The organism is Streptomyces fuscigenes (assembly GCF_021556455.1).
GTDB classification, from domain to species: domain Bacteria; phylum Actinomycetota; class Actinomycetes; order Streptomycetales; family Streptomycetaceae; genus Streptomyces; species Streptomyces fuscigenes.
Genome location: NZ_JAKGCV010000097.1, coordinates 1 through 15,376 on the forward strand (window position 1 = coordinate 1; position 15,376 = coordinate 15,376).

Here is a 15,376-nt window from a genome sequence, read left to right on the forward strand (position 1 = left end):
GGGCCCCGTGCGAGGGCCCTGCGCCCGCGTCTCCCCGCACAGCGCCCCCGCTGTACCGGCGAGGTCGCGGCACGGTCGCAGCGTGTGGGCGGCGGCCCCTCAGGCGTCCTGGCGGGTGACCCGCGCGCCGCCGATCTCGACCGCCGCGCAGCGCCAGCGCCCGTCCTGCCCGCGTTCCAGCCGGAAGGCCATGGCGCTGACGCGGTCGCCGGAGCCGATGGTCGCGTACGCCTCCACGATCCCCGGGCGCGGGACGAAGGCCCTGCACCGCCGGACGACGGGGCGCGGGCGGCCCGTGCCGCCGCCGAGCGGCGCGCCGGGCGCGAGCTGCACGATCTGCTCGTACGCCGCGCCCACCGTCCAGCCGAGCATCCAGTGGACCGGGCGGGCACCGCTGAGGACGGCGAGCAGGCGCTCGGCGAAGAGGTCGTGCGGCGGTGTCACCGGCGGGCGGCGCAGCGGGCCGCGAGCGCCGGGCCCGACGGGATCGCGCCGCCCCGGAGGCCTCCTGGAGCCGATGACGCGGGCCGCCGCGGCGTCCGGCGCCGCTCCCCGCGGGGAAATGGCGGACGTGCTCCGGCCCGGTGCCGTTCCGGCCGTCCTGATCGATGTGGTCACGCAGATCGCCCCCGTTCTGCCGCCGACCGCTTTACCAGTCGGTAACTTTGTGTCAGGCATCTTCTACGGGGCGTGATCACTCCTGCGCAAGGCCCCTTTCCTGGCGGAGCGGCGAGAGGCCGGGTCACCCGGGCGAGTGAATCCCGGGGCCGCGGACGCCGAAATTCCGCGGACCCCGGCGTCCCGGGCGGAACGCGTGATGGACGCGGGCGGGCCGCGGACGTCACTCCGAGGGGGGACACGCGCACGTAAGCTTGATGCCGCCCCGACTACGAAAGCGGTCCAGCCCATGCGCGTCTACGTCCCCCTGACCCTCCCCGGTCTCGCCGAGGCGCACAAGGCGGGCGAGCTGGGCCCCGGGCCGCTCACGGCCTACGCGGTGACGCCGGGCCTGCGCGAGTGGTACGTCTCCGACGACATCGAGGAGCTGGAGTACGCGGCGCTCAGCCGGGCCGCCGCCGCGTCGCTGCGCCTCCTCGCCACCGATCCCTCGGTGCCGCGGCGCCGGGTGGTCGTCGCCGCCGACGTGCCCGACGGGGACGCGGTCGCCGACCCCGACCGGGGCCTCGACGGCGGCTCCGTCGGCGAGGTCCGCGTCGAGCGGCCGATCGCGCTGGCCAAGGCGGCGGCCGTGCATGTCGACGCCGGGACCGCGCACGACGACGTGTCGGCCGCGGCCGCGGCGCTCGGCGCGGCGGACCAGGGCGACGACGACGCCCAGTTCACCGTGGACGGCGCCGAGGACCACGAGCTGCTCTGGTTCGGCGTCCAGGAGATCCCGGGCCTCCTGGGCTGACCCGCCGATCCGCCGTTCCGCCGACCCGCCGATCCGCCGTTCTGCCGGGCGTCTGCGGCCCGGCGCCCGCGCACCGAACCGGCCGGCCCGGGCTCGGCCGGGGCCGTTGTCGTACCCCCTCGGTACCGTTTCGGGCATGGGGAATCAGAGCGCACATCTCGTCTGGGACTGGAACGGCACGCTGTTCGACGACGTCCAGGCGGTTCTGGCGGCCACCAACGCGTCGTTCGCGGAGATGGGCCTCGAACCGCTGACGCTGGAGCGGTACCGCGAGCTGTACTGCGTGCCCGTGCCGGTCTTCTACGAGCGGCTGATGGGGCGGCGGCCCAGTGAGGCCGAGTGGCTCGTGATGGACGAGACGTTCCACCGCCACTACCTGGCGCAGAAGGCGTCCTGCGGGCTCGCGGAGGGTGCCGCCGAGCTGCTGGCCCAGTGGGGGCTGGCCGGCCGCTCGCAGTCGCTGTGCAGCCTTTTCGCGCACGAGGAGCTGCTGCCCGTCGTCGGCTCCTACGGCATCGACGGCCACTTCCTGCGGGTCGACGGGCGCACGGGCCGCTCGGGGGGCGGCAAGTCCGAGCAGATGGCCCGGCACGTGGCGGCGCTCACGCGCTCGGGCGCGGTCGCCCCCGGGCGCACGGTCGTCATCGGGGACGCGCTGGACGACGCCGTGGCCGCGCGGCACGTCGGTGCGCACGCCGTGCTGTACACGGGCGGTTCCAACAGCCGGGAGAGCCTGGCCAGCGCCGGGGTGCCCGTGGTGGACACCCTGGCCGAAGCCGTCGACACGGCGTACGCGCTGGTCGGCTGAGAGCGTCGGGGGAGGCGGACCGGGCGTGCGGGACGATCGGGGGGTGAACGGGGGACGGGGCATGAGCGGACCGGGTGGTCGGAGGCGCCGGACCGGGGGGAACGGTCCGTTCCGGTGGAGCGAGGAGAACGGGCGTGAGGGGCGGCGCGGACCCCGCGTGCTGGACGGAGTGTCGAAGAGCAGCCTGCGCTTTGTACATTCCGGGCCCGTGACGGGGTCCCTCGTGCGAGAGATAGGGTCTTTGCGTGACCAGCGCGATATGCGGAGCGGGCTCGGCCCCCTGCAAGCGCCCGGAGCGCTCAGGCGGCCGGGCGGTCGCCGTACTTCTCCCGGCGGTCGCGGCAGGCACCGATCCGGACGCGCGAGCCGATGTGGCCGAATTCGTCGCGGACATCTCTCATCGCGGCATAACGTCGACTCCGACCGGAAACACCGCGTCGTGGCGTTGTGTCGGTTCGTTCACCTACGTCACGCAATGGCGCGCGACAGGAGCCAGAGGACATGCAGACCAACCTGGACGAAGCCAAGACCGAGCTGCTCGCTCGGGCGGCAAGGGCCGCTGACAGCGGCTCGATGGGGCAGACCGGCGGCCCGGGCGGCCGTCGGCCCGACGGGGGCCCCGTCGAGACGGGCAGCGGTGGCAGGCCGGACCAGGACACGCTTCTCGCGTACCTCCAGCGCTACTACCTGCACACCGCCCCCGAGGACCTCGCCGACCGCGACCCGGTCGACATCCTCGGCGCGGCGCTCTCGCACTACCGCCTGGCGGGCAACCGACCCCAGGGCACCGCGAACGTGCGGGTGCACACCCCGACGGTCGAGGAGAACGGCTGGACCTCCACGCACTCGGTGGTGGAGGTCGTCACGGACGACATGCCGTTCCTCGTCGACTCGGTCACCAACGAGCTGACCCGCCACGACCGCGGCATCCACGTCGTGATCCACCCGCAGATCGCCGTCCGCCGCGACGTCGCCGGCAAGCTGATCGAGGTGCTGCCCGAGGGCACGCTGCCCGACGGGACGGCCGCCGCCGACCGGGCCCACGACGCGAACATCGAGTCATGGATCCACGTCGAGATGGACCGGGAGACCGACCGGGACGACCTCAACGAGATCACCGCGAACCTCCTGCGGGTCCTGTCCGACGTCCGGGAGGCCGTCGAGGACTGGGAGAAGATGCGGGGTGCGGCCTCCCGGCTCGCCGAGGAGCTGCCGGACGAGCCGAAGGCCGCCGACCTGCCCGCCGAGGAGGTCGAGGAGGCCCGTGAGCTGCTGCGCTGGCTCGCGTCCGACCACTTCACCTTCCTCGGCTACCGCGAGTACCGCCTCACGGACTCCGACGCGCTGGCCGCGGTGCCCGGCACCGGCCTCGGCATCCTGCGCGCCGACCCCACGCACCACGACGACGAGGACCACCCGGCGAGCCCGTCGTTCAGCAGGCTGCCCGTCGACGCGCGCTCGAAGGCCCGCGAGCACAGGCTGCTGATCCTCACCAAGGCGAACAGCCGCTCCACCGTGCACCGCCCCAGCTATCTCGACTACGTCGGCGTGAAGAAGTTCGACGCCGACGGAAACGTGATCGGCGAGCGGCGCTTCCTCGGACTCTTCTCCTCCGCGGCCTACACGGAGTCCGTGCGCCGCGTGCCGGTCGTGCGGCGCAAGGTCGCCGAGGTCCTCGAGGGCGCGGGCTTCTCGCCCAACAGCCACGACGGCCGCGACCTCATGCAGATCATGGAGACGTACCCGCGCGACGAGCTGTTCCAGACGCCCCCCGACGAGCTGCGCGCGATCACCACGAGCGTGCTGTACCTCCAGGAGCGCCGCCGGCTGCGGCTCTACCTGCGCAAGGACGAGTACGGGCGCTACTACTCGGCCCTCGTCTACCTGCCGCGCGACCGCTACACCACCGGCGTGCGGCTGCGGCTGATCGACATCCTCAAGGAGGAGCTCGGCGGCACCAACGTCGACTTCACGGCCTGGAACACGGAGTCGGTGCTGTCCCGGCTGCACTTCGTCGTCCGGGTCGAGCCCGGTACGGAGCTGGCGCCGCTGGCCGACGCGGACGTCGACCGGATCGAGGCGCGCCTCGTGGAGGCCGCCCGCTCCTGGGCCGACGCCTTCGCCGAGGCTCTCAACGCGGAGTGCGGCGAGGAGCGCGCGGCCGAGCTGCTGCGCCGCTGGGCCGGCTCGTTCCCCGAGGGCTACAAGGCCGACCACTCGCCGCGCGCCGCCGTCGCGGACCTCGTGCACCTGGAGGCGCTGGAGGAGGGCGACCGGGAGTTCGCGCTCTCCCTCTACGAGCCGGTCGGCGCGGCGCCCGAGGAGCGCCGCTTCAAGATCTACCGGACCGGCGACCAGGTCTCTCTGACGGCGGTCCTGCCGGTCCTGCAGCGCCTGGGGGTCGAGGTCGTCGACGAGCGGCCCTACGAGCTGCGGTGCTCCGACCGCACGCGCGCGTGGATCTACGACTTCGGCCTGCGGATGCCCGCCCAGGCCAGCGGCACCTACCCGGTCGACGACATGCGCACGCGCTTCCAGGAGGCGTTCGCGGCCGTGTGGACGGGCGCCGCGGAGAACGACGGATTCAACTCGCTCGTCCTCGGCGCGGGGCTCACCTGGCGGCAGGCGATGGTGCTGCGCGCGTACGCCAAGTACCTGCGCCAGTCCGCCGCCACGTTCAGCCAGGACTACATGGAGGACACGTTCCGCCACAACGTCCACACGGCCCGGCTGCTCGTCTCGCTGTTCGAGGCCCGCATGAAGCCCGAGCGGCAGAGCGCGGGGACCGAGCTGATCGACGCGCTGCTGGAGGAGCTGGACGCGGCGCTCGACCAGGTCGCGAGCCTCGACGAGGACCGCATCCTGCGCTCGTTCCTCAGCCTGGTGAAGGCCACGCTGCGCACGAACTTCTTCCAGCACAGGGCCGACGGCGGCCTGCACGACTACGTGTCGATGAAGTTCGACCCGAAGGCGATCCCGGACCTGCCCGCGCCGCGGCCCGCGTTCGAGATCTGGGTGTACTCCCCGCGGGTCGAGGGCGTGCACCTGCGCTTCGGCAAGGTCGCCCGCGGCGGCCTGCGCTGGTCCGACCGGCGCGAGGACTTCCGCACCGAGATCCTCGGCCTGGTCAAGGCGCAGATGGTGAAGAACACCGTCATCGTGCCGGTTGGCGCGAAGGGCGGCTTCGTCGCCAAGCAGCTGCCCGACCCGGCGGCCGACCGGGACGCGTGGCTCGCCGAGGGCATCGCCTCGTACAAGATCTTCATCTCGGCGCTGCTGGACATCACCGACAACCTGGTGGGCGGCGAGGTCGTGCCGCCGAAGGAGGTCGTGCGGCACGACGGTGACGACACCTACCTGGTGGTCGCCGCCGACAAGGGCACCGCGAGCTTCTCCGACATCGCCAACGAGGTCGCCGTCTCCTACGACTTCTGGCTGGGCGACGCGTTCGCCTCGGGCGGCAGCGCCGGCTACGACCACAAGGGCATGGGCATCACGGCCCGCGGTGCGTGGGAGTCGGTGAAGCGGCACTTCCGCGAGCTCGGCCACGACGTGCAGAGCGAGGACTTCACGGTCGTCGGCGTCGGCGACATGTCCGGCGACGTCTTCGGCAACGGCATGCTGCTGTCGGAGCACATCCGCCTGATCGCCGCGTTCGACCACCGGCACATCTTCCTGGACCCGACGCCGGACGCCGCGTCCTCCTTCGCGGAGCGCCGCCGGCTGTTCGACCTGCCGCGCTCCTCGTGGGCCGACTACGACACGAGCCTGCTGTCCGCGGGCGGCGGCATCCACCCGCGCACGGCGAAGTCGATCCCGGTCAACGCGCGCGTGCGCGAGGCGCTCGGCATCGAGGGCAACGTCGCCAAGCTGACGCCCGCCGAGCTGATGAAGGCGATCCTCAAGGCGCCGGTGGACCTGCTGTGGAACGGCGGCATCGGCACGTACGTCAAGGCCGGCACCGAGTCCAACGCGGACGTCGGCGACAAGGCCAACGACGCCATCCGCGTCGACGGCGAGGACGTGCGCGCGCAGGTCGTCGGCGAGGGCGGCAACCTCGGTCTGACCCAGCTGGGCCGGATCGAGTTCGCCCGGCGCGGCGCCGGCGGCGAGGGCGGGAAGGTCAATACCGACGCCATCGACAACAGCGCGGGCGTCGACACCTCCGACCACGAGGTGAACATCAAGATCCTGCTCAACGGCCTGGTCGCGAGCGGCGACATGACCGTCAAGCAGCGCAACAAGCTGCTCGCGCGGATGACCGACGAGGTCGGCGCGCTGGTCCTGCGCAACAACTACGCGCAGAACACCACACTCGCCGCCGCGGGCACGCAGTCCTCGGACATGCTGCACGCGCACATGCGCTTCATGCGCCGCCTGGAGCGCGAGGGGCACCTCGACCGCGACATCGAGTTCCTGCCGCGCGACCGGCAGATCCGCGAGCTGCTCAACGCGGGCAAGGGCCTGACCCAGCCCGAACTGGCCGTGCTCCTCGCCTACACGAAGATCACGGTCGCGGACGAGCTCATCGCGACGAGCCTGCCGGACGACACGTACCTGCGCGGGCTGCTGCACGCGTACTTCCCGACGCAGCTGCGGGAGGACTTCGCGGACCAGATCCACAGCCACCCGCTGCACCGCGAGATCATCACCACGGTCCTGGTCAACGACGCCGTCAACACGGGCGGTTCGACGTTCCTGCACCGGCTGCGGGAGGAGACCGGCGCGTCGATCGAGGAGATCGTCAGGGCGCACACGGCGGCCCGCGAGATCTTCGGGCTCGGCGCCGTCTGGGACGCGGTGGAGGATCTGGACAACGTCGTGGCCGCGGACGTGCAGACCCGGATCAGGCTCCACTCGCGGCGCCTGGTCGAGCGCGGCACGCGCTGGCTGCTCGGCAACCGGCCGCAGCCGCTGGAGATCGCGGACACCATCGCGTTCTTCGCTGAGGGCACCGAGCGCGTGTGGTCCCAGCTGCCGACGCTACTGCTGGGCACCGAGCGCGAATGGTTCGACTCGATCATGGAGCAGATGGTCGGCGCCGGGGTGCCGAAGGAGTTCGCGACGCGCGTCGCCGGGTTCTCCTCGGCGTTCTCCGCGCTCGACGTCGTCGCGATCGCCGACCGCAGCGGCAAGGACGTGCTGACCGTCGCGGAGGTCTACTACGACCTCGGCGACCGGCTGCGGATCACGGAGCTCATGGACCGCATCCTGGAGCTGCCCCGCACCGACCGGTGGAAGTCGATGGCGAGGGCGTCCATCCGCGAGGACCTCTACGCGGCGCACGCGGCGCTCACCTCGGACGTGCTGGCGTTCGGCGGCGACGGGGCGACGCCGCAGGAGCGCTTCTCGGCGTGGGAGGAGAAGAACGCGGCGATCCTCGTGCGCTCCCGCAACACGCTGGAGGAGATCCAGGGCTCGGACTCGTTCGACCTGGCGAACCTCTCGGTGGCGATGCGCACGATGCGCACCCTGCTGCGCACGCACAGCTGAGGCCGCTCGGGCCCCGCACGCACCGCCGGACGCCGGCGGAGCGCGCGGGGCCCGGTCACTTCGCTCCGTCGAGCGTCGGCTCGGCGGGGCGCAGTGCTGCGGAGCGGGCGAAGCGCCGCGAGGGCGGGACACGGAGGCGGGCCCCGAGGCCCGGACCCGGCAGCAGGCCGGGCCGGAGTGGACCCGGCGCACGGGCACCCGTACGGCCCGCCGCCGGGACGCACGGTCTCCGAGGAGGCTCCGGGGGAGGGGGCGGTGGCGCCGGCGCCGGGCCGGGTGCCCGAGGGCCCGGGGCACGAAGGAGCGCCGAGACACGAACGCGGGCGCCCCCGGAACAGCATGCCGTCCCGGGGGCGCCCGCGTTCGTGCGCGTCACTGCGTCACTGCGTCACTGCGTCACTGCGTCACCCGCGTCACCCGCGTGTGGCGCGCCGCGGATGCTGGGTCGTGCGGCGGCGGCCCTACTTGCGGGCGGCCGCCTTGGGCTTGGGTTTGGGCTTGGCCGTGAACTCCTCGTACGCGGCGACGACCTCCGCCGCGGGCCCGTCCATGCGCAGCGTGCCCGCCTCCAGCCACAGCGCCCGGTCGCAGGTCTCCACGATGGCCTTGTTGCTGTGGCTGACCAGGAAGACCGTGCCGGCCTGCTCGCGCAGCTGGCCGATGCGCTCCTTGCTGCGGGCCTGGAACTTCGCGTCACCGGTGGACAGGGCCTCGTCGATGAGGAGCACGTCGTGCTTCTTCGCCGCGGCGATCGAGAAGCGCAGCCGCGCGCCCATGCCGGAGGAGTACGTCCGCATCGGCAGCGAGATGAAGTCGCCCTTCTCGTTGATGCCGGAGAAGTCCACGATGTCCTCGTAGACGTCCTTCACCTCGCGGCGGGACATGCCCATGGCGAGCCCGCCGAGCACGACGTTGCGCTCGCCGGTCAGGTCGGCCATCAGCGCCGCGTTGACGCCGAGCAGCGAGGGCTGGCCGGCCGTGTAGATACGCCCCGCCGAGGGCACCTGCAGGCCGGCGACGGCCCGCAGCAGCGTGGACTTGCCGGAGCCGTTCGACCCGATGAGGCCGATCGCCTCACCCCGGTACGACGCGAAGCTGACCCCGCGCACGGCGTGCACCTCGCGCACGCCGACAGCGGGCCGCCGCGAGACGATCCGGCTGAGCGCCGAGGTGGCACTGCCCTTGCCGCCCTTCGCGCCGTGCACCCGGTACGTGATGTGCACGCCGTCGGCGACGACGGTGGGAATCCGTTCCTCAGCCACGTCCGTAGCTCTCCTCTGCACGCCAGAAGTAGACGAAACCGCCCGCGAAGAACAGCAGGCCCCAGCCCAGGCACAGCGCCCACACGTGCGGCGGGAGCTGGTTGGCGTGGAAGCTGTCGATCAGGGCGTAGCGCATCATGTCGATGTAGACGGCGGCCGGCTGGCAGCGCAGTGCCATGACGACCCAGCTCGGGATGCCCTCGTGGCTGCCGGCGAGCTTCTCGACGCTCCACATGACGCCGGACGTGTACATCCACACGCGGAGGATGAACGGCATCAGCTGCGCGATGTCCGGCGTCTTGGCGCCGAGGCGGGCCATGATCAGCGAGATGCCCGCGCAGAACAGGGACTGGCAGATCAGCGCCGGGATCGCGAGCGCCCAGTGGAAGCGCGGGTACTGCCCGAAGGCGACGAGGATCACGACGAGCGCGCACATCGAGAAGAACAGCTGCTGGAGCTGCTGGAGCACCAGCGACAGGGGCAGCGAGGCGCGCGGGAAGTGCAGCGCCCGCACGAGGCCCTGGTTGCCGGAGATGGCGCGGGTGCCGGCCGTGACCGAGCTGGACGTGTACGTCCAGATGAAGACGCCGGTCACGAGGAAGGGGACGTAGTCCGGCACGCCCTTCTTCGTCCCCAGCAGCACGCCGAAGATGAAGAAGTAGACGATCGCGTTGAGCAGCGGCGTCATGATCTGCCAGATCTGGCCGAGCTTCGCCTGGCTGTACTGGGCGGTCAGCTTCGCCGTGGCGAACGTCGTGATGAAGTGCCGCCGCGACCACAGCTGGCCGATGTACTGGCGCAGGGTGGGCCGCGCGCCGCTCACCGAGAGTCCGTGGCGTGCCGCGAGCGCGGCGAGGTCCGTCTCCGGCCCCGGTGCCGGTGGAGTGGCATGAGTCGGTGCGATCGTCTGGCTCACAGGAGTCGCTTTCGATGTGATTCGACGTGAGGGGGAAGAAAGTACACCGACGATAGAACGGCTCCGTATCGTCGCATCGAAATCGTACGGTCTCCCGACGTCGCAACGCAACCGTATCGTCCTGACGGTATGCTCAAGAGATGACCAAGGGATCGGGTACCGCACGCCGAGTCCCCGCGGGGGCCGCCGTACTCCGGGAGGACGTGACCGACGCCATCCGCGCCGCCGTCTTCGAGGAACTGGCGGCGGTCGGGTTCGCCCGGATGTCCATAGAGGGCATCGCGCGGCGGGCGGGGGTGGGCAAGACGGCCGTCTACCGGCGCTGGAAGTCCAAGCTGGCCCTCGTCCTGGACCTGGTGTCCGTCTTCGCCGCGCAGGGCCTGCCCGCCCCGGCGACCGGCTCGCTCTACGGGGACGTGCGCGCTCTGCTGCAGGTCGCCTCGGCGGCGCTGCGCCACCCGGTCGCCTCCCAGGTCATCCCCGACCTGCTGGTCGAGTCCGCGCGCAACCCCGAGATCGCCGACACCATCAGGGCGACACTGCTCGACGGGCAGCAGGGCATCGCCGCGCTGATCATCCGCGACGCGGTGGAGCGGGGCGAGCTCGCGCCCGGCACCGATCCGGACACCGCGCTCGACCTGATCGTGGGGCCGCTGTACTGGCGCCTGGCCGTGGTGCGGGGACCGCTGCCGAAGGGCTATCTGAACGACCTGGCGGCCGCGGCGGTCGCTGCGCTCAAGCGGGGCTGAGGCCGGGGCAGGCCCCGAGCCGGAGGACCGGAGGCCCGTACCGCCGGGCCGTTCGGAGCGCCGGGACGGGCGCGACGCCGGAGCCCCGGAGCCGCGGTGCACCGGCGGGCAGGCACGCCGGCAGGGATCGAGGACACGTGTACGGGCTTCCTACGCCCCCGCACACATGTCCCCTTCCGTGCCCCCTCGTCCGCCGGACGGGACCGGCCGCCCCCTCCGCCGGGCCCCTACTTGACCGCGCCCGCCATCACGCCGGACACGAACTGCCGCTGGAAGGCGAAGAACACCGCAAGCGGGATGATCATCGAGAGGAACGCGCCGGGCGCGAGCACGTCGACGTTGTTGCCGAACTGCCGGACCTGCTGCTGGAGGGCGACAGTGATCGGCGGGTTCTTGGAGTCCGCGAAGACCAGCGCCACCAGCATGTCGTTCCACACCCACAGGAACTGGAAGATGCCGAGCGAGGCGATCGCGGGCCCGCCGAGCGGCATCACCACCCGCGTGAACAGCCGGATCTCGCCCGCCCCGTCGAGCCGTGCCGCCTCCAGCAGCTCGCGCGGGATCTCCGCGAAGAAGTTGCGGAGCAGGAAGATCGCGAACGGCAGGCCGAACGCGACGTGGAAGAGGATCACGCCCAGCGTGGTCTCGAAGATGCCGATCGCGCCGAACAGCTTCGAGACCGGGATCAACGCCACCTGCACCGGCACCACCAGCAGCGCCACCACCCCGACGAACCACCAGTCGCGTCCGGGGAAGTCCATCCACGCGAAGGCGTAGCCGGCGAAGGAGCCGATCACCACGACGAGCAGGGTCGCCGGGACGGTGATCAGGACCGTGGAGAGCAGGGAGTTGGTGATGACGTGGTTGTCGAGGAGATGGGAGTAGTTCTCCAGCGTCAGCTGGGACGGCTTGGTGAAGACCTGCCACCAGCCGCTCGCCGCGATGTCGTCGGCCCCGCGCAGCGACGACAGCAGCAGTCCGATCGTCGGCATCAGCCAGAACAGGCCCACCAGCACGAGGACGACGCGCAGCACGCCGCCGCCGAGCCGCCCGGTGATCCGGGCCGGCAGCGACCGGCCGTCGCCGCCGCGCCCGGCACCGGCGCGCTCCCGCCTCCCGCCGTCCCGGGGAGCGGGCACGGCGGCCCGCCCGCGCCGCGTCCCGGCATCCGTGCGCCCGCCGGCCGGGCCGATCACCGGTTCTTCCATGGTCATCGGCGGTTCTCCCTCCGCATGCGGCGGATGTTGACGAGCATCACGGGGATCACCAGCAGGAGCAGCAGGATGGCGATCGCGCTGCCGACGCCCAGGTCGGCGTCCGTGCCGAACGAGGACCGGTACAGCTGGAGGGCCAGGACGTTGGCGTCGTCCTGCGAGGAGCCGGGCGCGATGATGTAGACGAGGTCGAAGATCTTCAGCACGTTGATCATCAGGGTGACGAGGACGACCCCGAGGACCGGGGCCAGCAGCGGCACGGTGATCCGGCGGAACACCTGCCACTCGTTGGCGCCGTCGACGCGCGCCGCCTCCAGGAGTTCCCGGGGCATGCCCGCGAGCCCCGCGGCGATCAGCACCATGGCGAACCCGGCCCACATCCACAGGTAGCTGCCGATGATGGCGGGCGTGACCAGGCGCGGGCCCAGCCACTCGACGCCGTCGTACGGCTTCCTGAAGTTCGACGCGGGCAGCGAGAGCGTCGCGCCGTCGGCCGCCTTCGGCAGGGTGAACGTCCCGTCGGCCGCCGCCGTGGCGGACGCGACGACACGGCCGTCCTTGACCGCCTGGACGGTGATGCCCTTGAGGCCGAGTTCCTTCGGGTCGATGACGTCGGGCTTCCCGCCGCCGCCCCGCGTGAAGTCGAACCAGGCGGTGCCCGTGACCTCGCCGGCCTTCGGCGCCGCGGCCCTCGCCGGCCTGGCGTCGGACGGCATCGCGCCGGGCGCCACGCCGACCAGCGGCAGCAGCACCGGCGTGCCCGCGTGGACGCTCGCCTTGGTGACGAACGAGCCGCCGCCGCCCGCCTTGAGCGGATGCACGGGCAGCGGGTGGGCGCCCGGGTAGCCGGCGGACTCGGCGAACGTGTCGTGCACGCCCACCCAGACCGCGTTGGCCACGCCGCGCGCCGGGTCCTGTTCGTAGACCAGCCGGAAGATGATCCCGGCGGCGAGCATCGAGATGGCCATCGGCATGAAGACGACCAGCTTGAACGCCGTTCCCCAGCTGACCCGTTCCGTCAGCACGGCGAAGATCAGGCCGAGCGCCGTGGCCAGTACGGGGGCCACGACCACCCAGATGACGTTGTTCTCGACGGCCTTGAGGATCGAGTTGTCGGTGAAGATCGTGACGTAGTTGTCCAGCCCGGCGAAGCGGTGGCCGGACTTGTCGAAGAACGACCGGTAGAGCGAGTACCCGATGGGGTAGACCACGAGCGCGCCCAGCAGCACCAGAGCGGGCAGCAGGAAACCCACCGCGACCGCCCTGCGCGTACCCGTCACGCTCCTGCGCGTTTTCCCTGCGGGGGGAGCCGGCGCCCCGGCGCCCCCCGCGACCGCGGTCGCCACCCGTCAGCTCTTGAACGCCTTGGCCGCGTCGGCCTCCAGCTTCTGCTGGGTGCCCGCGACGTCCTTGGGGTTCTTCAGGAAGTCCTGGAGGTCCTTCCACTCGCCCTTGCCGGGCGTCCCGCCGAACGACTGCGGCATCGAGTCCGACATGTCGAAGCGGAAGTCGTCGCCCGCCGAGATCAGCGCCTTGGCGATCGAGCGCTGCACGGCGTCCGGGTAGGCGGCCAGGTCGAGGGACTTGTCCGGCGAGACGAACCCGCCCTGCGCCGCCCAGATGCGGGCCGCGTCCGGCGAGGCCAGGTACGTGAGCAGCGCCTGCGCCCCGGGGGTGTCCTTCAGGGCCACGGCCGCGTCGCCGCCGGTCACCACGGGGGCATTCGCGCCGACCGCGGGGAAGGGGAAGATCTTCGCGTCCGTGCCGATCTTCGCCTTCGTCTGCTGCACGTTGACGCCCGCGAAGTCCGCCGCGCCGACCATCGCGGCCTTCGGGGCGTCGCCGCCGGTGAAGGTCTGCGTGACGGAGGCGGGGAACTCGGTCTGCAGGGCGCCGTCGGCCCCGCCCGCGATGGTGTCCGGCCGGCCGAAGAGCTGGCCGAGCGTGGTGAGGGCCTTCTTGACGGACGGGTCCGTCCACTTGATGGCGTGCTTGCCGAGCTGGTCGTACTTCTCGGGGCCGGCCTGCGAGAGGTAGACGTTCTCGAACCAGTCCGTGAGCGTCCAGCCGTCCGCGCCGCCCACCGACAGCGGGGTGACGCCGGAGGCCGAGACCGTGTCGGCCGTCTTGAGGAACTCGGCCCAGGTCTTCGGCACCGTCGCGCCCGCGTTCTCGAAGGCCTTGTTGTTGTACCAGACCAGGGACTTGTTGGCGGCCTTGAAGTAGACGCCGTACTGCGTGCCGTCGACGGCGCCGAGGTCCTGCCAGCCCTTGCTGTAGTTCTTCGCCAGCTCGGCCTTGGCCGCGGCGCCCAGGGGCTTGGCCCACTTCTGCGCCACGGCCTGCTGGATCGCGCCGACCTGGGGGAGCATCGCGACGTCGGGCGGGCTGCCGCCCGCGATCTTCGTGCCGAGGAAGTTGACGATGGGGTCCTGGGCCGGGACGAACGTCACCGTGGCGCTCGTCCGCTTCTCGAACGCGTCGAGCACCTTGGTGAAGTTGGCCTGTTCGGGGCCGGTCCACACGGCGGCCACCTCGATCTTCTGCCCGGTGAGCTTCGGCAGGGCGACCCCGCCCGTGCCGCCGGACGCCGACGGGCTGCTGCCGCCGCTCTTGCCGCCCTTGCCGTCGCCGGAGTCGGAGCCCCCGCATCCGGCGAGCGCCGTCGCGCCGAGCGCGACGAACACCACCGCTGCCCGGACGCCCCGTGATCTCGTGGTCGGAGCCTTGCGTGCCGTACGAGTTGTGCGCATCGCGTCTTCCCCGTCTCTCCCGTGCGCGTTCGGATCCCACGCTCGGACACGGGCGTACGCAGCCGGACGTGGCGGCGCCGTCCCGTCCCGTGCGGACCAGTCCTACGCCGGGTGTTCATGACAGGCAAGAGCGCCGCCGAGGCCGACGTGGCGATCGTGATGGGCTCGTGACGCATGCTCGGACAGGCGTCCGAGGGTCCGCCGCGAGACGCAACCGCGTACGAGGACCGTGTACGAGCCGGTCGTACGGACGCGTGCCGCGGGCGCGCACGGGCGGACGCGGGGGCTCCGGATGGACGCGCCGAGGGTGAGGGGGCGCCAGCGCGGCCGTCGCGCCCGGGCGCGGGCGGCGGGTGTTGCCCTACGAGTACACCGGGGTCACGGATGCGCCGGGGTCAACGGGGCCACCGGGTCCGCCGCGACCGAACGCGCCGCCCGGTCCATCGCGCTCGCCAGCAGCGCCAGGTCCGTCGGCCCGTTGCCCAGCTCGCGCACCGGCCTGCGGGCCGGGGGATCACCCATCCGCTCCCACTCCAGGGGGGCCACCGAGGGCCGTTGCGTGGCCGTGCGGGGAATGCGGCCCGTCACCCGGCCGCCCTGGAACACCGTCGCCTGCCCGTCGGCGCCGACGAGGCTGCCCCGGCCCGGCGTCGGGTCCTCGGGGGCGGGGGAGACGGCAGGCGCGTCCAGCACCGCCCGCAGCCGCACCGTGCGGGCCAGCTCCGTGCCCGCCGTGCGCTCCGGCGCGGCCGACGCCGCCACCAGAT

The 15,376-nt window shown here is 72.2% G+C and carries 11 protein-coding genes; 4 read left to right on the plus strand and 7 right to left on the minus strand.

Features of this window, described 5'->3' with window-relative positions; translation table 11 throughout:
- Positions 1 to 99 precede the first annotated feature (99 nt).
- Positions 100 to 564, minus strand: coding sequence for an Rv3235 family protein (locus L1885_RS11270; protein WP_372481919.1), 465 nt, complete (start codon positions 562 to 564; stop codon positions 100 to 102).
- Positions 565 to 907: 343 nt separating this feature from the next.
- Here L1885_RS11270 and L1885_RS11275 point away from each other — a divergent pair, with 343 nt between their 5' ends.
- The 3 genes from L1885_RS11275 (at position 908) to L1885_RS11285 (ending at position 7,715) form a co-directional block, all read left to right on the plus strand.
- Entirely contained in the window at positions 908 to 1,414 is a 507-nt protein-coding gene (locus L1885_RS11275; RefSeq protein ID WP_235796918.1) for a DUF6912 family protein, read from the plus strand.
- A gap of 136 nt (positions 1,415 to 1,550) precedes the next feature.
- Positions 1,551 to 2,222: an HAD family hydrolase gene (locus tag L1885_RS11280; protein WP_235796919.1), complete on the plus strand. Its 672-nt coding sequence runs from the start codon at positions 1,551 to 1,553 to the stop codon at positions 2,220 to 2,222.
- A 501-nt stretch (positions 2,223 to 2,723) separates the two neighbouring features.
- Positions 2,724 to 7,715, plus strand: a complete 4,992-nt coding sequence (locus L1885_RS11285) for an NAD-glutamate dehydrogenase (protein WP_235796920.1) — start codon at positions 2,724 to 2,726, stop codon at positions 7,713 to 7,715.
- A gap of 461 nt (positions 7,716 to 8,176) precedes the next feature.
- On the opposite strand, the gene L1885_RS11290 is transcribed toward L1885_RS11285, so the two are convergent.
- Together L1885_RS11290 and L1885_RS11295 are read right to left on the minus strand one after the other, a co-directional pair.
- Positions 8,177 to 8,977 carry an ABC transporter ATP-binding protein gene (locus tag L1885_RS11290; RefSeq protein ID WP_235796921.1) on the minus strand — a complete coding sequence of 267 codons (801 nt, stop codon included), beginning with the start codon at positions 8,975 to 8,977 and terminating at the stop codon, positions 8,177 to 8,179.
- Positions 8,970 to 9,893, minus strand: coding sequence for an ABC transporter permease (locus tag L1885_RS11295; protein ID WP_235796922.1), 924 nt, complete (start codon positions 9,891 to 9,893; stop codon positions 8,970 to 8,972). Before L1885_RS11295 ends, L1885_RS11290 begins: the two co-directional genes overlap by 8 nt.
- Positions 9,894 to 10,033: 140 nt before the next feature.
- Between L1885_RS11295 and L1885_RS11300 the strand changes: the two genes are divergently transcribed.
- Positions 10,034 to 10,642, plus strand: coding sequence for a TetR/AcrR family transcriptional regulator (locus L1885_RS11300; RefSeq protein ID WP_235796923.1), 609 nt, complete (start codon positions 10,034 to 10,036; stop codon positions 10,640 to 10,642).
- Positions 10,643 to 10,869: 227 nt separating this feature from the next.
- Here L1885_RS11300 and L1885_RS11305 read toward each other — a convergent pair whose 3' ends face one another.
- The 4 genes from L1885_RS11305 to L1885_RS11320 all read right to left on the minus strand — a co-directional run.
- Positions 10,870 to 11,856, minus strand: a complete 987-nt coding sequence (locus L1885_RS11305; protein ID WP_235796924.1) for a carbohydrate ABC transporter permease — start codon at positions 11,854 to 11,856, stop codon at positions 10,870 to 10,872.
- On the minus strand, positions 11,853 to 13,202 hold the full coding sequence (locus tag L1885_RS11310; RefSeq protein WP_235796926.1) for a carbohydrate ABC transporter permease: 1,350 nt from the start codon (positions 13,200 to 13,202) through the stop codon (positions 11,853 to 11,855). Before L1885_RS11310 ends, L1885_RS11305 begins: the two co-directional genes overlap by 4 nt.
- Before the next feature lie 3 nt (positions 13,203 to 13,205).
- Positions 13,206 to 14,609: an ABC transporter substrate-binding protein gene (locus L1885_RS11315; protein ID WP_235796927.1), complete on the minus strand. Its 1,404-nt coding sequence runs from the start codon at positions 14,607 to 14,609 to the stop codon at positions 13,206 to 13,208.
- Positions 14,610 to 14,987: 378 nt separating this feature from the next.
- Positions 14,988 to 15,376: hypothetical protein (locus L1885_RS11320; RefSeq protein ID WP_235796928.1), on the minus strand; the 389-nt coding region annotated here is incomplete at its 5' end.

What these genes read in the sequence shown, in the direction of transcription:
- L1885_RS11275 (WP_235796918.1), top strand. Translation starts at nt 908, where the DNA reads ATGCGCGTCTACGTCCCCCTGACCCTCCCCGGTCTCGCCGAGGCGCAC.
- L1885_RS11280 (WP_235796919.1), top strand. Translation starts at nt 1,551, where the DNA reads ATGGGGAATCAGAGCGCACATCTCGTCTGGGACTGGAACGGCACGCTG.
- L1885_RS11285 (WP_235796920.1), top strand. Translation starts at nt 2,724, where the DNA reads ATGCAGACCAACCTGGACGAAGCCAAGACCGAGCTGCTCGCTCGGGCG.
- L1885_RS11300 (WP_235796923.1), top strand. Translation starts at nt 10,034, where the DNA reads ATGACCAAGGGATCGGGTACCGCACGCCGAGTCCCCGCGGGGGCCGCC.
- L1885_RS11305 (WP_235796924.1), bottom strand. Translation starts at nt 11,856, where the DNA reads ATGACCATGGAAGAACCGGTGATCGGCCCGGCCGGCGGGCGCACGGAT.
- L1885_RS11315 (WP_235796927.1), bottom strand. Translation starts at nt 14,609, where the DNA reads ATGCGCACAACTCGTACGGCACGCAAGGCTCCGACCACGAGATCACGG.